General features: G+C 67.1%; 16 protein-coding genes. 12 read left to right on the top strand and 4 right to left on the bottom strand.

Going from position 1 to position 15,834, the window contains the following annotated elements; genetic code table 11:
- The first annotated feature begins 10 nt into the window (after window positions 1-10).
- Entirely contained in the window at window positions 11-1,174 is a 1,164-nt protein-coding gene (locus H0P51_RS22365; protein ID WP_180915040.1) for a cystathionine gamma-synthase, read from the top strand.
- Between the two features lie 106 nt (window positions 1,175-1,280).
- Here the strand turns inward: H0P51_RS22365 and greA are convergent, their stop codons facing one another.
- Together greA and H0P51_RS22355 are read right to left on the bottom strand one after the other, a co-directional pair.
- Window positions 1,281-1,775 carry a transcription elongation factor GreA gene (greA, locus tag H0P51_RS22360; protein ID WP_180915039.1) on the bottom strand — a complete coding sequence of 165 codons (495 nt, stop codon included), beginning with the start codon at window positions 1,773-1,775 and terminating at the stop codon, window positions 1,281-1,283.
- A gap of 235 nt (window positions 1,776-2,010) precedes the next feature.
- Complete coding sequence (locus H0P51_RS22355) at window positions 2,011-2,457, bottom strand: DUF4307 domain-containing protein (RefSeq protein ID WP_180915038.1); 447 nt, start codon at window positions 2,455-2,457, stop codon at window positions 2,011-2,013.
- A 107-nt stretch (window positions 2,458-2,564) separates the two neighbouring features.
- Between H0P51_RS22355 and mca the strand changes: the two genes are divergently transcribed.
- Genes mca through H0P51_RS22335 form a run of 4 tightly spaced genes read left to right on the top strand, consistent with a single transcriptional unit; the run spans window position 2,565 to window position 6,117 of the window.
- A complete protein-coding gene (mca, locus tag H0P51_RS22350) occupies window positions 2,565-3,434 on the top strand; it encodes a mycothiol conjugate amidase Mca (RefSeq protein ID WP_180915037.1) in 870 nt (289 codons plus the stop codon).
- Window positions 3,431-3,730 carry a hypothetical protein gene (locus tag H0P51_RS22345; RefSeq protein WP_180915036.1) on the top strand — a complete coding sequence of 100 codons (300 nt, stop codon included), beginning with the start codon at window positions 3,431-3,433 and terminating at the stop codon, window positions 3,728-3,730. Before mca ends, H0P51_RS22345 begins: the two co-directional genes overlap by 4 nt.
- On the top strand, window positions 3,687-5,717 hold the full coding sequence (locus tag H0P51_RS22340) for a thioredoxin domain-containing protein (protein ID WP_425488904.1): 2,031 nt from the start codon (window positions 3,687-3,689) through the stop codon (window positions 5,715-5,717). The genes H0P51_RS22345 and H0P51_RS22340 overlap by 44 nt, the downstream gene beginning before the upstream one ends.
- 13 nt (window positions 5,718-5,730) lie before the next feature.
- On the top strand, window positions 5,731-6,117 hold the full coding sequence (locus tag H0P51_RS22335) for a nuclear transport factor 2 family protein (protein ID WP_180915034.1): 387 nt from the start codon (window positions 5,731-5,733) through the stop codon (window positions 6,115-6,117).
- 14 nt (window positions 6,118-6,131) lie between these two features.
- Here H0P51_RS22335 and trhA read toward each other — a convergent pair whose 3' ends face one another.
- Window positions 6,132-6,896 carry a PAQR family membrane homeostasis protein TrhA gene (gene trhA / locus H0P51_RS22330; RefSeq protein WP_180915033.1) on the bottom strand — a complete coding sequence of 255 codons (765 nt, stop codon included), beginning with the start codon at window positions 6,894-6,896 and terminating at the stop codon, window positions 6,132-6,134.
- 144 nt (window positions 6,897-7,040) lie between these two features.
- On the opposite strand from trhA, the gene H0P51_RS22325 reads away from it, so the two are divergent.
- From H0P51_RS22325 to H0P51_RS22310, 4 genes are all read left to right on the top strand, one after another.
- Window positions 7,041-7,829 (top strand): (2Z,6E)-farnesyl diphosphate synthase, encoded by a 789-nt coding sequence (locus H0P51_RS22325; RefSeq protein WP_180919158.1) that lies wholly within the window; start codon window positions 7,041-7,043, stop codon window positions 7,827-7,829.
- Between the two features lie 12 nt (window positions 7,830-7,841).
- A complete protein-coding gene (locus H0P51_RS22320; RefSeq protein ID WP_180915032.1) occupies window positions 7,842-9,212 on the top strand; it encodes a hypothetical protein in 1,371 nt (456 codons plus the stop codon).
- Between the two features lie 44 nt (window positions 9,213-9,256).
- Entirely contained in the window at window positions 9,257-10,342 is a 1,086-nt protein-coding gene (locus H0P51_RS22315) for an acetylserotonin O-methyltransferase (RefSeq protein WP_246398136.1), read from the top strand.
- A 123-nt stretch (window positions 10,343-10,465) separates the two neighbouring features.
- Window positions 10,466-10,879: a hypothetical protein gene (locus H0P51_RS22310; protein WP_180915031.1), complete on the top strand. Its 414-nt coding sequence runs from the start codon at window positions 10,466-10,468 to the stop codon at window positions 10,877-10,879.
- A 73-nt stretch (window positions 10,880-10,952) separates the two neighbouring features.
- On the opposite strand, the gene coaA is transcribed toward H0P51_RS22310, so the two are convergent.
- Window positions 10,953-11,891 carry a type I pantothenate kinase gene (coaA, locus tag H0P51_RS22305; RefSeq protein ID WP_180915030.1) on the bottom strand — a complete coding sequence of 313 codons (939 nt, stop codon included), beginning with the start codon at window positions 11,889-11,891 and terminating at the stop codon, window positions 10,953-10,955.
- Window positions 11,892-12,037: 146 nt separating this feature from the next.
- Here coaA and glyA point away from each other — a divergent pair, with 146 nt between their 5' ends.
- The 3 genes from glyA (at window position 12,038) to phoH2 (ending at window position 15,831) form a co-directional block, all read left to right on the top strand.
- The gene (glyA, locus tag H0P51_RS22300; RefSeq protein WP_180919156.1) at window positions 12,038-13,318 is read left to right on the top strand and encodes a serine hydroxymethyltransferase; all 1,281 of its coding nucleotides are present in this window, start codon (window positions 12,038-12,040) and stop codon (window positions 13,316-13,318) included.
- A gap of 119 nt (window positions 13,319-13,437) precedes the next feature.
- The gene (locus H0P51_RS22295; RefSeq protein ID WP_180915029.1) at window positions 13,438-14,265 is read left to right on the top strand and encodes an acyl-ACP desaturase; all 828 of its coding nucleotides are present in this window, start codon (window positions 13,438-13,440) and stop codon (window positions 14,263-14,265) included.
- 264 nt (window positions 14,266-14,529) lie between these two features.
- On the top strand, window positions 14,530-15,831 hold the full coding sequence (gene phoH2, locus H0P51_RS22290) for an RNA 5'-3' helicase PhoH2 (RefSeq protein WP_180915028.1): 1,302 nt from the start codon (window positions 14,530-14,532) through the stop codon (window positions 15,829-15,831).
- The last annotated feature ends 3 nt before the right edge of the window (window positions 15,832-15,834 follow it).

Raw genomic sequence — 15,834 nt, 5'->3', positions numbered from 1 at the left:
CTGACGGTCGATGAGCGACGACCACGACGTGACCCGGTTCACCGGGTTGGCGACCAAAGCGATCCATGCCGGTTACCGCCCGGACCCGGCCACCGGAGCCGTCAACGCCCCGATCTATGCCAGCAGCACCTTCGCCCAGGACGGCGTCGGCGGCCTGCGCGGCGGCTTCGAGTACGCCCGAACCGGCAACCCGACCCGCGCCGCGCTGGAGGCCTCGCTGGCAGCCGTCGAAGACGGCGCTTTCGGTCGGGCGTTCAGCTCCGGGATGGCCGCTACCGACTGCGTGCTGCGGGCGGTGCTGCGACCCGGGGACCATTTGGTCATTCCCGACGACGCCTACGGCGGCACCTTCCGGCTGATCGACAAAGTCTTCACTCAGTGGGGTGTCGAGTACACGCCGGTGCCACTGTCCGACTTGGACGCGGTGCGCTCGGCCATTAGCCCGCGCACTCGGCTGATCTGGGTGGAAACGCCTACTAACCCGCTGCTGTCGATCGCCGATATCGCCGGTATCGCTTCGATAGGCGCCGACGCCTCGGCAAGAGTTCTGGTGGACAACACTTTTGCTTCACCGGCGCTGCAGCAGCCGCTGGCCTTGGGCGCCGACGTCGTCTTGCATTCGACCACTAAGTACATCGGTGGGCACTCGGACGTGGTGGGCGGCGCTCTGGTCACCAACGATGCGGAGTTGGACCAGGCGTTTGCGTTCCTGCAGAACGGCGCCGGTGCGGTGCCGGGTCCCTTCGACGCCTACCTGACCATGCGCGGGCTCAAGACGCTGCCGCTACGCATGCAACGGCACAGCGAGAACGCCTTGGCCGTCGCCGAATTCCTGGCCGGGCGGCCGTCGGTGAGCGCGGTCCTGTATCCGGGCCTACCCGGCCACCCCGGGCATGAGGTCGCCGCGCGCCAGATGCGTGGTTTCGGCGGCATGGTTTCGGTGCGGATGCGGGGCGGACGGCAGGCGGCTGAAAAGCTGTGCGCCTCGACGGAGGTATTCATCCTGGCCGAGTCGCTGGGCGGGGTCGAGTCGCTGATCGAGCACCCTGCCGCCATGACGCACGCGTCGACCGCCGGCTCTCAGCTGGAAGTTCCCGACGACCTGGTGCGGCTGTCGGTCGGTATCGAGGACATCGCCGACCTGTTGGCCGATCTCGATCAGGCGTTGAACTAGGGCGTCCGTGCCGACCGTGAATTCCGCGACGCGACGCGCCGCGGATACGTCGCGCCGTTCGCGCTCGGCGGGAAAGGGCCGGGAAGCCGGGCGGGATAGGGCGCGGCTAGGAGTGGTAGGGCTCCGCGCTGACCAGGGTCACCTCGACGGTGCTTCCGCTGGGCACCTTGTAGCTGCGGGTCTCGCCGACCTTCGCGTCGATCAGCGCACCTCCGAGCGGCGAGTTCGGCGAGTACACCTCGAGCTTGCCGTCGTTGACGCCCTCCTGGCGGGTGGCGATCAGGAAGGTCTCGCTGTCCGACTTGTCTCCGTTGTAGTAGACCTTCACCACGGATCCGGGCAGCGCGACACCGGACTGCTTAGGCGCCTCGCCGACCTTGGCGTTGTTGAGCAGGTCCTGCAGCTGACGGATGCGGGCCTCCTGCTGGCCCTGCTCCTCGCGCGCGGCGTGGTACCCGCCGTTCTCGCGCAGATCCCCCTCCTCGCGCCGATCGTTGATCTCGGCTGCGATGACCGGACGATTCGCGATCAGCTGATCGAGCTCGGCCTTGAGTCGGTCATGTGACTCCTGGGTCAACCAGGTCACCTGAGTGTCCGTCATCTCGTCCTGCTCCTCATGTTGTCGTTCCGCGCAGTTGCGCAAGTATGCGATCCCCGGGCTAGGGACCGGTCCGGCGGCTGTGGGTCCCCCACCCCCGGGCGCTGCCACTCCGTCCTACTCACGGCCTCTAATGCAGCAATACACGGTCCCAAGCAGGACCGTGCATTCACCTACGTTACCACTGTGCTAACGATGAATGACCGAACATATCCGCAGTTCGGCGATTTTTCCGCGGTCAGGACGACCGTAGATAAGCGGGTACGTCTGTGCCGCAGCCGTATACGTCGGCCATCAGCGGCGGCTTGCTGGATTTCAGGGTCGTGGTCACCTGCACGGTGTTCTGCTCGGCGGGTGGAACCAACACTTCCCGCCGGCCCGTCTCGCTGCCGTCCTGGGAACGCACCCGCACGATGCAGTCCACCGGGCGAGACGGGTCCTTGCGGGTCACGCTGATGATTACCGACGCCGTCTCGTCATCGATCACCTGATAGCCGGCCAGCGTGCCGGTGACGTCGGCGGTCCCGATCCGCTGATAGCCGACGACCGCAACGGCCACCCCCGCCGCCAGGGCCGCTGCGGTGAGAGCCAGGATCACGCGTCGCCGCGACTTCGGCGACAGGCGCGGGCTGCCGTAGCGCGCCGCGGGACGCGAATCGGAATCGTCTGTCAAGCCGTCAGTCATGCCCTGGGGATTTGTGGGGTACAGGAGAACTGGAATTATAGGGGAATTCGACAGGGCGGGTGGGCGGCCGGCGGACTAACCCGGGAATGACAAACACGAGGGAGCACGTGAGCAAACTGCGGTTGATGGCGGTGCACGCCCACCCCGACGACGAATCCAGCAAGGGTGCCGCCACCCTGGCCAAATACGCCGACGAAGGGCACCAGGTGCTGGTGGTGACGTTGACCGGCGGCGAACGCGGCGAGATCCTCAACCCGGCGATGGACCTGCCCGACGTGCATGGGCACATCTCGGAGATCCGGCGCGACGAGATGGCCAAGGCGGCCGAGATCCTGGGCGTCGACCACACCTGGCTCGGGTTCGTCGACTCCGGCTTGCCCAAGGGCGAGCCGCCGCCGCCGTTGCCGGAAGGCTGTTTCGCGCTGGTGCCGCTCGAGGAGTCCACCGAAGCGCTGGTGCAAGTGGTGCGTGACTTCCGACCGCACGTGATGATCACCTACGACGAGAACGGCGGGTACCCGCACCCCGACCACATCCGCTGCCACGAGGTGTCGGTCAGCGCCTACGAAGCGGCCGCGGACTACCGCCGTTTTCCGGACGCGGGGGAGCCGTGGGCCGTCGCCAAGCTCTACTACGTACACGGCTTTCTGCGGGCGCGGATGCAGCTCCTGCAGGACGAATTCGCTAAACACGGCCAGGAAGGGCCATTCGGCAAATGGCTAAAGCACTGGCTGCCCGAGCACGATCATTTCGAGAAGCGGGTGACCACGCGCGTCGAATGCTCGGCGTACTTCGGCCAGCGTGACGACGCCCTGCTTGCCCACGCAACCCAGATCGACCCGAACGCCGAGTTCTTCGCCGCACCGATCTCTTGGCAGGAGCGGCTATGGCCGACCGAGGAGTTCGAGTTGGCCCGCTCGCGGGTTCCGGTGGTCGTGCCGGAGACGGATCTGTTCACAGGGATCGAGGACTGGTGAATCCCCTTCTGCTCACCGTGATTGCTGCCGGCGGAACCCGCAACAACGGCCCCGACTTCGGCAAGGCCAGTCCGTTGGGGTTGCTGATCGTCGCACTGCTGGTGGTCGCCACCGTGTTCCTGGTGCGGTCGATGAATCGTCAGCTCAAGAAGGTGCCACCGTCCTTCGATCCACAGCACCCCGAGGCCGACCAGGCCGCCGACGAGGGCACTGATGCGGTCGACACGGACCAGCAGGCCGCGCCCGAGGGAGATGGGTCCGCCCGACCGTCGGGGTCCACCCATGAACCCGGCTGAGTCCAGCACCAACACCCTCGCCCAAGCCGCCAGCCCCTATCTGCGCCAGCACGCCGATAACCCGGTGCATTGGCAGCAGTGGACGCCGCGGGCGCTGGCCGACGCCGCGGCGCGCGACGTGCCAGTCCTGCTGTCCATCGGTTACGCCGCCTGCCATTGGTGTCACGTCATGGCGCACGAGTCGTTCGAGGACGACGAGGTGGCTGCCGTCATGAACGCCGATTTCGTCTGCGTCAAGGTGGACCGTGAGGAACGTCCCGACATCGACGCGGTCTACATGAACGCCACCGTCGCGCTTACCGGTCAGGGCGGCTGGCCGATGACGTGTTTTCTCACCCCGGATGGCAGGCCGTTCTTCTGCGGCACGTACTACCCCAAAGAAGGCTTCCTGCAGCTACTTTCGGCGATCACCGAAACCTGGCGGCAACGCCGAGACGAGGTCGAGCGGGCCTCGGACCACATCGCCGCAGAGTTGCGTGCGATGAGTTCGGGGCTGCCCGGCGGTGGCCCGGACCTCGCGCCCGAGCTGTGCGAACATGCCGTGGCCGCCGCGCTGCAAGACCAGGACAGCACGCACGGCGGCTTCGGTGGCGCACCGAAGTTCCCGCCGTCGGCGCTGCTGGAGGCCTTGCTTCGCAACTACGAGCGCACCGGGTCGGCGTCCGTCCTCAGCGCGGTGCAGCGCACCGGTAGCGCGATGGCGCGAGGCGGCATCTACGACCAACTCGCCGGTGGCTTCGCCCGCTACAGCGTGGACAACGCCTGGGTGGTCCCGCATTTCGAGAAGATGCTGTACGACAACGCGCTGCTGCTGCGGTTCTACGCCCACTGGGCCCGCCGCACCGCCGACCCATTGGCGCGCCGGGTCGCGGCCCAGACGGCTCGGTTCCTGCTCACCGATCTCGCCGACGGCGACATGTTCGTCTCCTCGCTGGACGCCGACGCCGGCGGCGTCGAGGGATCGACCTATGTCTGGACGCCGGCGCAGCTGACCGAGGTGCTCGGCACGGACGACGGTCGTTGGGCGGCAGAGGTTTTCGGCGTTACCTCGACCGGAACCTTCGAGCACGGGGCGTCGGTGCTGCAGTTGCGCCGCGAACCCGATGACACGCAGCGCCTCGACCGCATCCGCGCCGCGCTGGTGGCTGCCCGGCTGAATCGCGTGCAGCCGGGCCGGGACGACAAGGTAGTGACGTCCTGGAACGGACTGGCCATCACCGGGCTCGCCGAAGCCGGCGTCGCGCTTGGCCAACCGGACCTGATCGCGGCGGCGCGGCGATGCGCCGCCGCGCTGCTGACCCTGCACCTGGTGCGTGGACGGCTGCGGCGCGCCAGCTTGGGCGGGGTGGTCGGTGACAGCGCCGCGATCCTGGAGGATCACGCGATGCTTGCCACCGGTCTGCTGACGCTTTACCAGCTGGATTCCGACCCGCGGTGGCTGGATGCAGCCACCAGCCTGCTCGACACCGCGGTCGAGCACTTCGGTGGTTCGCAGGGCCGCTGGTTCGACACCGCCGACGACGCCGAACAACTGCTGCTGCGGCCCGCCGACCCGCTGGACGGTGCCACGCCGTCGGGCGCGTCAGCCGTTGCTGAGGCGTTGCTGGCCGCGGCTCATCTGGTCCCCGAGCGCGCCGAGCCGTACCTGCGGCTGGCCGCCGAAACGCTGCAGACGCACTCGGTGCTGTTGGCCCGCGCCCCGCGGTCTGCCGGGCACTGGCTGGCGATCAGCGAGGCCGCGGTGCGCGGACCGCTGCAGATCGCGGTTGCCTGCGCCGACGACTCCGCGCAGTTGCTGGCCGAAGCCCGCCGGCTGGCGCCGGGCGGTGCCATCGTCGTCGGCGGCCCGATGGACTCGTCGCCGCTGTTGGGCGGTCGTGATCGGGTGGCCGGCGCCGACGCCGCTTATGTCTGCCGGGGCCAGGTCTGTGACCTTCCGGTGACCAGCGCGGCGGCCCTCGCCGCGGCTCTGCACGTACCTGAGTAGTAGCGTGCGTCACATGCCGAACACCGCCGACAGGACCCAAGCCATCACCGACACGGTCCACCGTTACATCGAAACGGTTGCCAACGGGACCGCCGACGACCTGGCCGCCTTCTACGCCGACGACGCGACGCTCGAGGATCCGGTGGGCGGCGGCGAAGTTCACATCGGCAAAAACGCCATCCGCGGCTTCTACTCTGCCGTCGAGGGCATGCAGCGCCAATGCGAACTGGTGACGTTGCGAGTGTCCGGCAACGAGGCGGCGTTTCACTTTCGGTTGACCGTGAGCGCCGGTGACAGCAAGTTACGGATCGAGCCGATCGAGACCATGGCGTTCGACGGCGACGGCAAGGTCACCGCGATGAAGGCCTACTGGTCGCCGGCCGACGCCAATCAGGCTTAAAGCACGAATCAGTCTTAGAAGACCACGAACCACATCGCGATGTAGTGGCAGATAGCCGCGACCGCGGTGCAGGCGTGGAAGAACTCGTGATAGCCGAATGTTGTGGGCCAAGGGTCGGGCCATTTCAATGCGTACAGAATGCCGCCGATGCTGTACAGGGCGCCGCCGACGAACAACAGCACCATGGCCGTCACCCCGGCGTTGTGCAGGATCGAGGCGGTGTACCAGACCGCCACCCAGCCCAGCAGGATGTACAGCGGCACCCCGACCCAGCGCGGCGCCGACGGCCACAGCATCTTGAGCAGGGTGCCAGCCGCGGCACCGCCCCACACGATCGCCAACACCACGTGCCCGTCGTGGCCAGGCAGTGCCAGTAGCGCGAACGGTGTGTAGCTGCCCGCGATGAACACGAAGATCATCGAGTGATCGGCCCGCTTCATCCACATCCGGGCGGTGTCAGACTTCCAATTGACCCGGTGGTAGGTGGCGCTGACGGTGAACATGATGATCGTGGCGAAGGTGTAGAGCAGCGTCGCCAGCCCGGCCTTCGTGGAATCCACCGCCCACGAGACCGCGACCAGGGAGGCGCCGGCGAACACGGCGGTGATCGCGGAGTAGACGTGAATCCAGCCGCGGAAACGCGGCTTGGTCAACACCCGGGCGACGCCCTCGACGAGGTGCTGGGCGGCCTTCTGCGCGGTGTCGATCGGCGAATGGCCGTCCGGCTCGGCTTCCGGGTGCGGTTCGCTGCCGGTGAGCGTGCTGGTCTGGCTGCTCATCTGTGCTGGTGCCCCGTCCTCTGATGGCGGTGGTGGGTCACATCAGCGTATCGAAAGTAGCTGTCAGAGGCCCGTCAGACGCAGCGTGAGATTGCTGGAAATGACACCGGGAAAACGGTGTCCGTCACAGTAGTGTGGATCTTCGTGGAGATCATCCCGCCACGGCTCAAAGAGCCGCTGTACCGGCTTTACGAGCTGCGGCTACGGCAGGGACTGGCCGCCACCAGATCCGAGTTGCCGCGTCACATCGCTGTCCTGTGCGACGGAAACCGCCGCTGGGCGCGCAGCCTGGGATACGACGACGTCAGCGTCGGATATCGGATGGGCGCGGTCAAGATCGCCGAGATGTTGCGCTGGTGTCAGGACGCCGGCATCGAGATGACCACGGTCTATCTCTTGTCCACCGAAAACCTGCAGCGCGACCCCGAGGAACTGGGCGCGCTGATCGAGATCATCACCGACGTCGTGGAGGAGATCTGCGCCCCGGCAAACCGCTGGAGCGTGCGCACCGTCGGCGATCTGGAGTTGTTGGGGGAGGAGCCGGCCCGACGGTTGCGCGACGCGGTGGACTCCACCCCGCAGAACGCCACTTTCCACGTCAACGTTGCGGTGGGGTACGGCGGTCGCCAGGAGATCGTTGGCGCGGTGCGCGCGTTGCTGAGCAAGGAACTCGCCAACGGTGCCACCGCCGAGGAACTAGTGGACGCGGTCACCGTCGAGGGGATCTCGGAAAACCTGTACACCTCTGGGCAACCCGACCCCGATCTGGTGATCCGCACCTCAGGGGAGCAGCGACTGTCCGGCTTTCTGCTCTGGCAGAGCGCCTACTCGGAAATGTGGTTCACCGAGGCGCACTGGCCGGCGTTTCGGCGCGTCGACTTCCTGCGTGCGCTGCGCGACTACAGCATGCGGCACCGGCGCTACGGCAAGTGACACACTGACTGCATGGCTGCGCTGTCGGCGGTGGTGTTCACGCTGAGCGGGTGGCTCGGGCTGTATCTGCTGGCCCGCGACCCGCGCAAGCCGGTGCTCGTGCTGGCCGCGACCGGGCTGTGTGGCTTCGCCCTGGTAGTGGCCTTGGATGCGGTGCGGACAGTCAGCGTCCGGCACGCGCACCTGCTTAGCCAGGTCGAGGTCTACCTCGTCGCCGTTCCGGGCGTCGCGTGGTTCGCTGTGCTGGTCGAGTTGGCCCGGCCCGCTGATAGCCCGCGGGGGCGAACGCCCGAGGTGATGCTGGTTGCCGGTGTCGCTACGTTGACGCTGTTGGGGGCTGCGGTGGCGGGAGATGTGGACGGCCCGCTGCGGCTCGGACACTGGCTGATGTGCACGGCGATCTCGGTGTCCACCCTGGGTGCGTTGACCGTCACGTTGCTGCGGCCCACCCGGCCGGTATCGGTCACCGGGGCCGTGGTGGTGGCGACGCTGTTTTTCGCGCTGGCCAACGCCATTCTGATCATTCCGTTGGGGTTGGTGCCCAGCTGGTTGGCCTTGGCGTCGACGGGTTTTGACGTGCTGTTGCTCGGGGCCGCGGTGGCGCTGTGGGATGCCTTCGACGAGGGTCAGGCGCTGCGTGCCGACATGCTGCGCTCGTTCGCCGGCTGCACGGCAGTGGCGACGCTGTTCGGCGGCCAGGCGCTGATTGGGCTGGCGGTGACCCGCGGTGAGCCGGGCGCGCAGACCGCGCTGACGGTGCTGCTGTTCACCAGCCTGACGATCTCAATCACGGTGCAGGTATTGGCGGACCCGTTCGCCGGGTTGCTGGACCGGCTGGCGTTCTCGCGCTCACCAGAGCTGCGGGCCAGCCGGGCGGCGCTGCGCGACGCCGGGGCCGCCTTGCCGCTGCGATCCCAGGATCCCCTCGTCGACGTCGACGACGACACTTTCGTGCGACTCACTCGGCGGGCGCTGGGGCACTACGGCGACTTGACCAAGCTTGTCGCCAGCCCGCTGACCGCGTTGCCGGTGATCGACGAGCGGTTGGCCGCGCGCGGCGCCCTCGATCACCCCGTGGAGCGGGCCAACGAACTCAAGGCCGTGCTCGCCGACGGCATCAGCCGGCTCAAGCCCCGCGACGGCGGCGATTTCGGTACCACCGAGGAATGGCGGTATTACAACTCGCTGTACTTCCCCTACGTGGTCGGGGTGCGGGCATACGCGCAGAACGCCACCGCGGCCGGATTGGATCCGACCGCGCGTCAGGCCTGGCAGTGGCTGGTGACCGAGGTGCCGCAGCGCTCGCTGCACAACTGGCAAAACGCGGCGGCGAAGTTGATCGCGGCCGACCTGCGCGGGCGGGTCACGGTTTCCAGCGAATAGAGTCGCTATCCCGTAGGCACGCAACAAACGAAGGAGAACAACCCTTGGCCGCCAGAATTCCACCGCCCAAGGTGGTGAGCGCGATCGATGCCGCTCGGCACCAGCTGGCCCGGCTGCACCGCCGCATGGTCCCGCCGCCGGTCGCTGTGATGGAAATGGTCGTCAACTCCTGGGCTGCGCAGGCGATCACCGCAGCGGCCGAGCTCGGCATCGCCGACGCGCTGGCCGGGGGGCCAATGTCTGCCGAAGAGTTGGCGGCCGCGGTCGACGCCGACGCCGATGCGCTACGGCGTCTACTCAGGGCGCTGATCAGCCGCGGCGTTTTCCGGCAGCGCCGCGACGGCCGCTACGACCTCACGCCGCTCGCGGAAACGCTTCGGAGCGACGCGGAGGTATCGCTCGTCGGGTGGACGCGTTGGTTGGGTTCGCCCCAACATCGCGAGCATTGGAGCCACCTCACCGATGCGATTCGCACCGGCCGGTCGGTGATCCCAGAGTTGCGTGGCAAACCGGCTTTCGAGTATCTGGCCTCGGAGCCCGAACTCGGCGAGATCTTCAACCAGGCCATGACCGGCGGGTCCGCGCTCTCGATCGGACCTGTGGTGGCCGCCTACGACTTCAGCCCTTACGCAACCATCGTCGACGTGGGCGGCGGACACGGTCGGCTGCTGGCCGCGATCATGGCCGCCACCCCGCAGGCGCGTGGGATCTTGTTCGACCAACCCCAGGTGGTGGCCGGTGCGCCAGCTGTGCTCGCTGAGCAGGGAGTGCAAGACCGGATCCAGATCGCCGAAGGATCGTTCTTCGAGTCGGTACCCGCCGGCGGCGACGCTTATGTGCTCAAGAGCGTCATCCACGACTGGCCCGATGACGACGCCGTGCAGATCCTGCGCAATGTGCGTAGCGCGGCGGCGACGGGCAGCCACGTGCTGCTGGTCGAGTTCGTCCTGCCCGAGCACGACCGAGAGTTCATCGGAAACTGGCTGGACCTGGAAATGCTCGTCGCGCTCGACGCGCGCGAGCGTACCGCCGCCGAATTCGAGCGACTGTTCGATCGTGCCGGGTTCCGGCTTAAGCGGGTGGTAGCTACCGCGTCGCCGTTCAGCGTGCTCGAGGCGCAAGCGGTCTAACAAACCCCTGTTCAAGGCGTGCCTGGCAGCAAATGGCAGCGTCATGCGTCGATCTGGCAGTGCCCGACCGGCACCGTCGAAGGTGTCTGAAACCCCGACCTTCGACAACTAGGAGCATCACGCATGACCGCCATTTCTGGTTCCACGACACGGCGCCTCAACGACTCGACGGACTCGCTGCTGCGGTTCGCCATGCGTGCCGACGCCACCCTTACCGGCCTGATGGGACTGCTGGTCGCCGTCGCCGCCGATCCGATCTCGCGGCTGACCGGCCTGACGTCCGGCCAGGAATACAGCATGGGCGCGTTCTTCGTGCTGTACGGACTCGTCGTATTTGGTCTTGCGGCGCTGCCGAACCTGCGCCGCGCCGGAATCGGCGTCGTCGCCGCCAACCTTGCCTACACCGTGGCGGCGATCATCGCCGCCGAGTTGGTGCCGATGACGGCGGTCGGGGTGGCTGTGACGCTGGCCACCGGCGTCTACACGGCGGCGTTCGCAGGACTGCAGTACCTGGGAGTGCGCCGCCTGGCGGCCTGACTCCCCTCATGAAACCGATGCGGGGTCGCTACCGCCCGAGCGTTGCGGTTGGCGGCCCCGCATCGGCCCGCGTCTACAACTTGCGCAGCCGCAGCCGGTTGATGGAGTGGTTGGCGTCTTTGCGCAGCACCAAGGTGGCCCGCGGACGAGTCGGCAGAATGTTCTCCACCAGGTTCGGCCGGTTGATCGAGCGCCAGATTTCCTTGGCGGCGACAACGGCCTGCGGATCGGATAGCGCCGAATAGTGGTGGAAGTGTGATTCCGGGTTGGCGAACGACGTGCTGCGCATCGCCAGGAACCGCGACACGTACCACTGCTCGATGTCCTCGATCCGGGCGTCGACGTACAGCGAGAAGTCGAACAGGTCCGACACCATCAGCGTCGGACCGGTTTGCAACACGTTGAGTCCCTCGAGGATCAGGATGTCGGGATGGCGAACCACGTGTTTGGCGCCGGGGATGATGTCGTAGTGCAGGTGCGAGTACACCGGGGCGCAGGCATACTCCGATCCAGATTTCACTAGGGTGACAAATCGCATCAGGGCGCGACGGTTGTAACTTTCTGGAAAACCTTTGCGGTGCATCAGGTTTCGCCGGTTGAGTTCAGCGTTCGGGTAGAGAAATCCATCGGTGGTCACCAGGTCCACCCGGGGATGGTGATCCCAGCGGGCCAGCAGCGCCTGTAGCACACGGGCCGTCGTCGACTTGCCGACGGCCACGCTGCCAGCCACTCCGATGATGAACGGCACCGGCCGGTCCGGATTCTGTTGCGGCTCCCCGAGGAACTCCGCGGTGGCGGCGAACAACCGTTGGCGGGCGGCGACCTGCAGGTGGATCAGCCGGGCCAGCGGCAGGTAAACCTCTTCGACCTCCAAAAGGTCGATCTGCTCTCCCAGACCCCGCAGACCGACGAGTTCCTCTTCGGTGAGGGCCAGCGGGGTCGCCATACGGAGCGACCGCCATTGTTTTCGGTCGAACTCGACATACGGGCTCGGCTCGCTCGGCCGCGGCATTGGGCCATTTTTGCAGCAACGTAAGCGGCGCTGACGGTTGGGCCGGTCAAAACGCGCCTCAACGGTGAAAGGGCACGCTGGATAGACTGACCCACGTGACTGCCGCACCGGATGCCCGCGTTTCTGCCCGTGACACAGCCTCCCTGATGTCGTCGCCGCTCGACGAGGTCGACCCCGATATCGCCGAGCTACTGGGCAAAGAGCTGGGACGCCAGCGCGACACCCTGGAGATGATCGCCTCGGAGAATTTCGTGCCGCGCTCAGTGCTGCAGGCGCAGGGCAGCGTGCTGACCAACAAGTACGCCGAAGGCCTGCCCGGGCGGCGCTACTACGGCGGCTGCGAATACGTCGACGTGGTGGAGAACATCGCCCGCGACCGCGCAAAGGCGTTGTTCGGTGCCGACTTCGCCAACGTGCAGCCGCACTCCGGGGCCCAGGCCAACGCCGCGGTGCTCGCCGCTCTGATGTCGCCGGGGGAGCGGCTGCTGGGCCTGGATTTGGCCAACGGCGGGCACCTGACTCACGGCATGCGGCTGAACTTCTCCGGCAAGCTGTACGAGAACGCGTTCTACGGTGTCGATCCGACCACGCACCGGGTCGACATGGACGTGGTGCGCGCTCAGGCGCTGGAGTTCCGGCCCAGGGTAATCATCGCCGGCTGGTCGGCATATCCGCGGATTCTGGACTTCGCTGCGTTCCGGTCGATTGCCGACGAGGTCGGCGCCAAGTTGTGGGTCGACATGGCGCACTTCGCCGGCTTGGTCGCCGCGGGCCTGCATCCGTCCCCGGTGCCGCACGCGGACGTGGTGTCCACCACTATCCACAAGACGCTGGGCGGTGGCCGCTCCGGCATGATCGTCGGCAAGCAGGAGTACGCCAAGGCCATCAACTCGGCGGTGTTCCCCGGCCAGCAGGGCGGTCCGCTGATGCACATCATCGCCGGCAAGGCGGTGGCCCTGAAGATCGCCGGCACCCCCGAATTCGCCGAGCGGCAGCAACGGACACTTAGCGGCGCACGGATTTTGGCGGACCGGCTGCTGGCCGACGATGTCGCGAAGGCAGGCGTTTCGGTGGTCAGCGGTGGCACTGACGTCCACCTGGTTCTGGTTGACCTGCGCAATTCGCCGCTGGACGGGCAGGCCGCCGAAGACCTGCTGCACGAGGTCGGCATCACGGTCAACCGCAACGCGGTCCCCAACGACCCGCGTCCGCCGATGGTGACCTCGGGCCTGCGGATCGGCACGCCCGCGCTGGCCACTCGCGGCTTCGGCGACGCCGAGTTCACCGAGGTAGCCGACGTCATCGCCGCCGCACTCGCGGCGGGCACCTCCGCTGACGTGTCCGGCCTGCGCGCCCGGGTGACGCGGCTGGCCAGGGAGTTCCCGCTTTACGAGGGGCTCGAGGACTGGAGCCTGGTCGGGCGATAACGCGCCTCGGAGCCTGCACCTGGAGCCCGGAACGGGAACTGTCCGGCTGTACCCAACTGTGACGCGACACAGCGCACGGGAAGTTGAAAGAACCTGTGTCAGCGGGTTACAGTTACCGCATGGCACAGAAACCTGTCGCTAACGCGCTCACTCTGGAACTCGAGCCCGTGGTGGAAGCCAACGTGGACCGCCACCTCAGTACCGAGGACATTTGGTTCGCCCACGATTACGTGCCGTTCGACCGCGGCGAGAACTACGCGTTCCTCGGCGGACGGGACTGGGACCCATCCCAGGCGACCCTGCCCCGGCCGATCACCGACGCCTGCGAGATCCTGCTGCTGCTCAAGGACAACCTGGCCGCCCATCACCGCGAGTTCGTCGAGCACTTCATCCTCGAGGACTTCTGGGGCCGCTGGATCGGTCGCTGGACCGCCGAAGAGCACCTGCATGCGATCGCGCTGCGCGAGTACCTGGTGGTGACCCGCGAGGTCGACCCGACCGCCAATGAACACGCCCGCGTCCAGTATGTGATGAAGGGCTACCGCGCCGACCATTACTCGCAGGTCGAGACCCTGGTCTTCATGGCCTTCTCCGAGCGTGCGTACGGCACTTTCTGTCGCAACCTCGCCGCGCGCATCGAGGAGCCGATCCTGGCCGGGCTCATCGATCGGATTGCCCGCGACGAGGCTCGGCACGAGGAGTTCTTCGCCAACTTGGTCACCCACCTACTCGACTACACCCACGACGAGACGATCGCGGCGATCGCGGCCCGCGCGGCCGACCTCGAGGTGCCCGGCGCCGACATCGAGGCCTACAGCGACAAGTTGCAGAACGTGGCCGAGGCCGGCATCTTCGACGCGGCTCAGCTGCAGCAGGTGATCTCCGAGCGAATCACCGCCTGGGGGTTGGCCGACGAGCCGGCGCTTAAGCAGTTCGTCACGGACTGACCCGAATTCGCCGATCGCGCGTATTGCGTTTGGGTGTCACGGTTGTGTCTCGGCGCGCCTGCACTGCGGTGGTGCGGCGACCGGAGTAGCGTCGGCCTCGATGGCCAGCGACTTGCTTTGCTGCCAGGGCGGCACTCCCGGTTTCTGCACCGGTAACCACACCGGTCGTTGGAAAGGCAGGACCGGACCCGGTCCTGGTGCCGCGGCCCCCGCCGACACGCTCGCGTGGGTCCGCCCGAGCGTCATTCGCTCGAGGAGCGCCCCGTGACCGAAACCCGGACGTACGTGCTCGACACTTCCGTACTGCTGTCCGACCCCTGGGCCTGCAGTCGGTTCGCCGAGCACGAGGTGGTGGTTCCGCTGGTAGTGATCAGCGAACTGGAAGCCAAACGTCACCACCACGAGCTGGGATGGTTCGCCCGCCAGGCGTTGCGGTTGTTCGATGACCTGCGCCTCGAGCATGGCCGCTTGGACCAACCGATACCGGTTGGCGCTCACGGCGGTTCGTTGCACGTCGAACTGAACCACACCGACCCGTCGGTGTTGCCGGCGGGTTTCCGGACCGACAGCAACGACTCCCGGATTTTGAGCTGCGCCGCCAACCTGGCCGCCGAGGGTAAGCGGGTCACGTTGGTGAGCAAGGACATTCCGCTGCGCGTCAAGGCCGCCGCGGTCGGCTTGCCGGCCGACGAATATCACGCACAGGACGTCGTCGTCTCCGGCTGGTCGGGGATGCGTGAGATCGAGGTGGCCGCCGAGGACATCGACGAGCTGTTCTCCGACGGCGAGATCGACCTGGCAGAGGCCCGGGATCTGCCGTGCCACACCGGGATTCGGCTGCTCGGCGGTAGCTCGCACGCGCTGGGCAGGGTGACGCCGGCCAAGCGCGTACAGCTGGTCCGGGGGGATCGTGAGGTGTTCGGTTTGCGGGGTCGATCCGCCGAGCAGCGCGTCGCGCTCGACCTATTGCTGGACGAGTCGGTGGGCATCGTCTCGCTCGGCGGCAAGGCTGGCACCGGAAAGTCGGCCCTGGCGCTGTGCGCCGGACTCGAAGCGGTGCTGGAGCGGCGCACCCAACGCAAGGTGGTGGTGTTCCGGCCTCTGTATGCCGTCGGCGGCCAAGAACTGGGCTACCTGCCCGGCAGCGAGAGCGACAAGATGGGCCCGTGGGCCCAGGCCGTCTTCGACACCCTAGAGGGGCTGGCCAGCCCTGCGGTGCTCGAGGAGGTGCTGTCGCGCGGCATGCTCGAGGTGCTGCCGCTGACCCACATCCGCGGCCGCTCGCTGCACGACTCGTTTGTGATCGTCGACGAAGCCCAGTCGCTGGAGCGCAACGTGTTGCTGACTGTGTTGTCCAGGCTGGGCACCGGCTCCCGGGTGGTGCTCACCCACGACATCGCACAGCGTGACAACCTGCGGGTGGGCCGCCACGACGGGGTGGCCGCCGTGATCGAGAAGCTCAAAGGTCACCCGCTGTTCGCCCACATCACCCTGCTGCGTAGCGAGCGGTCGCCGATCGCGGCGCTGGTCACCGAGATGCTCGAGGAAATCGCCGGGCCGAACTGACGG

It is taken from the genome of Mycobacterium vicinigordonae (genome assembly GCF_013466425.1).
Lineage (GTDB): Bacteria > Actinomycetota > Actinomycetes > Mycobacteriales > Mycobacteriaceae > Mycobacterium > Mycobacterium vicinigordonae.
This window is presented reverse-complemented; position numbering and strand designations above follow the sequence as displayed.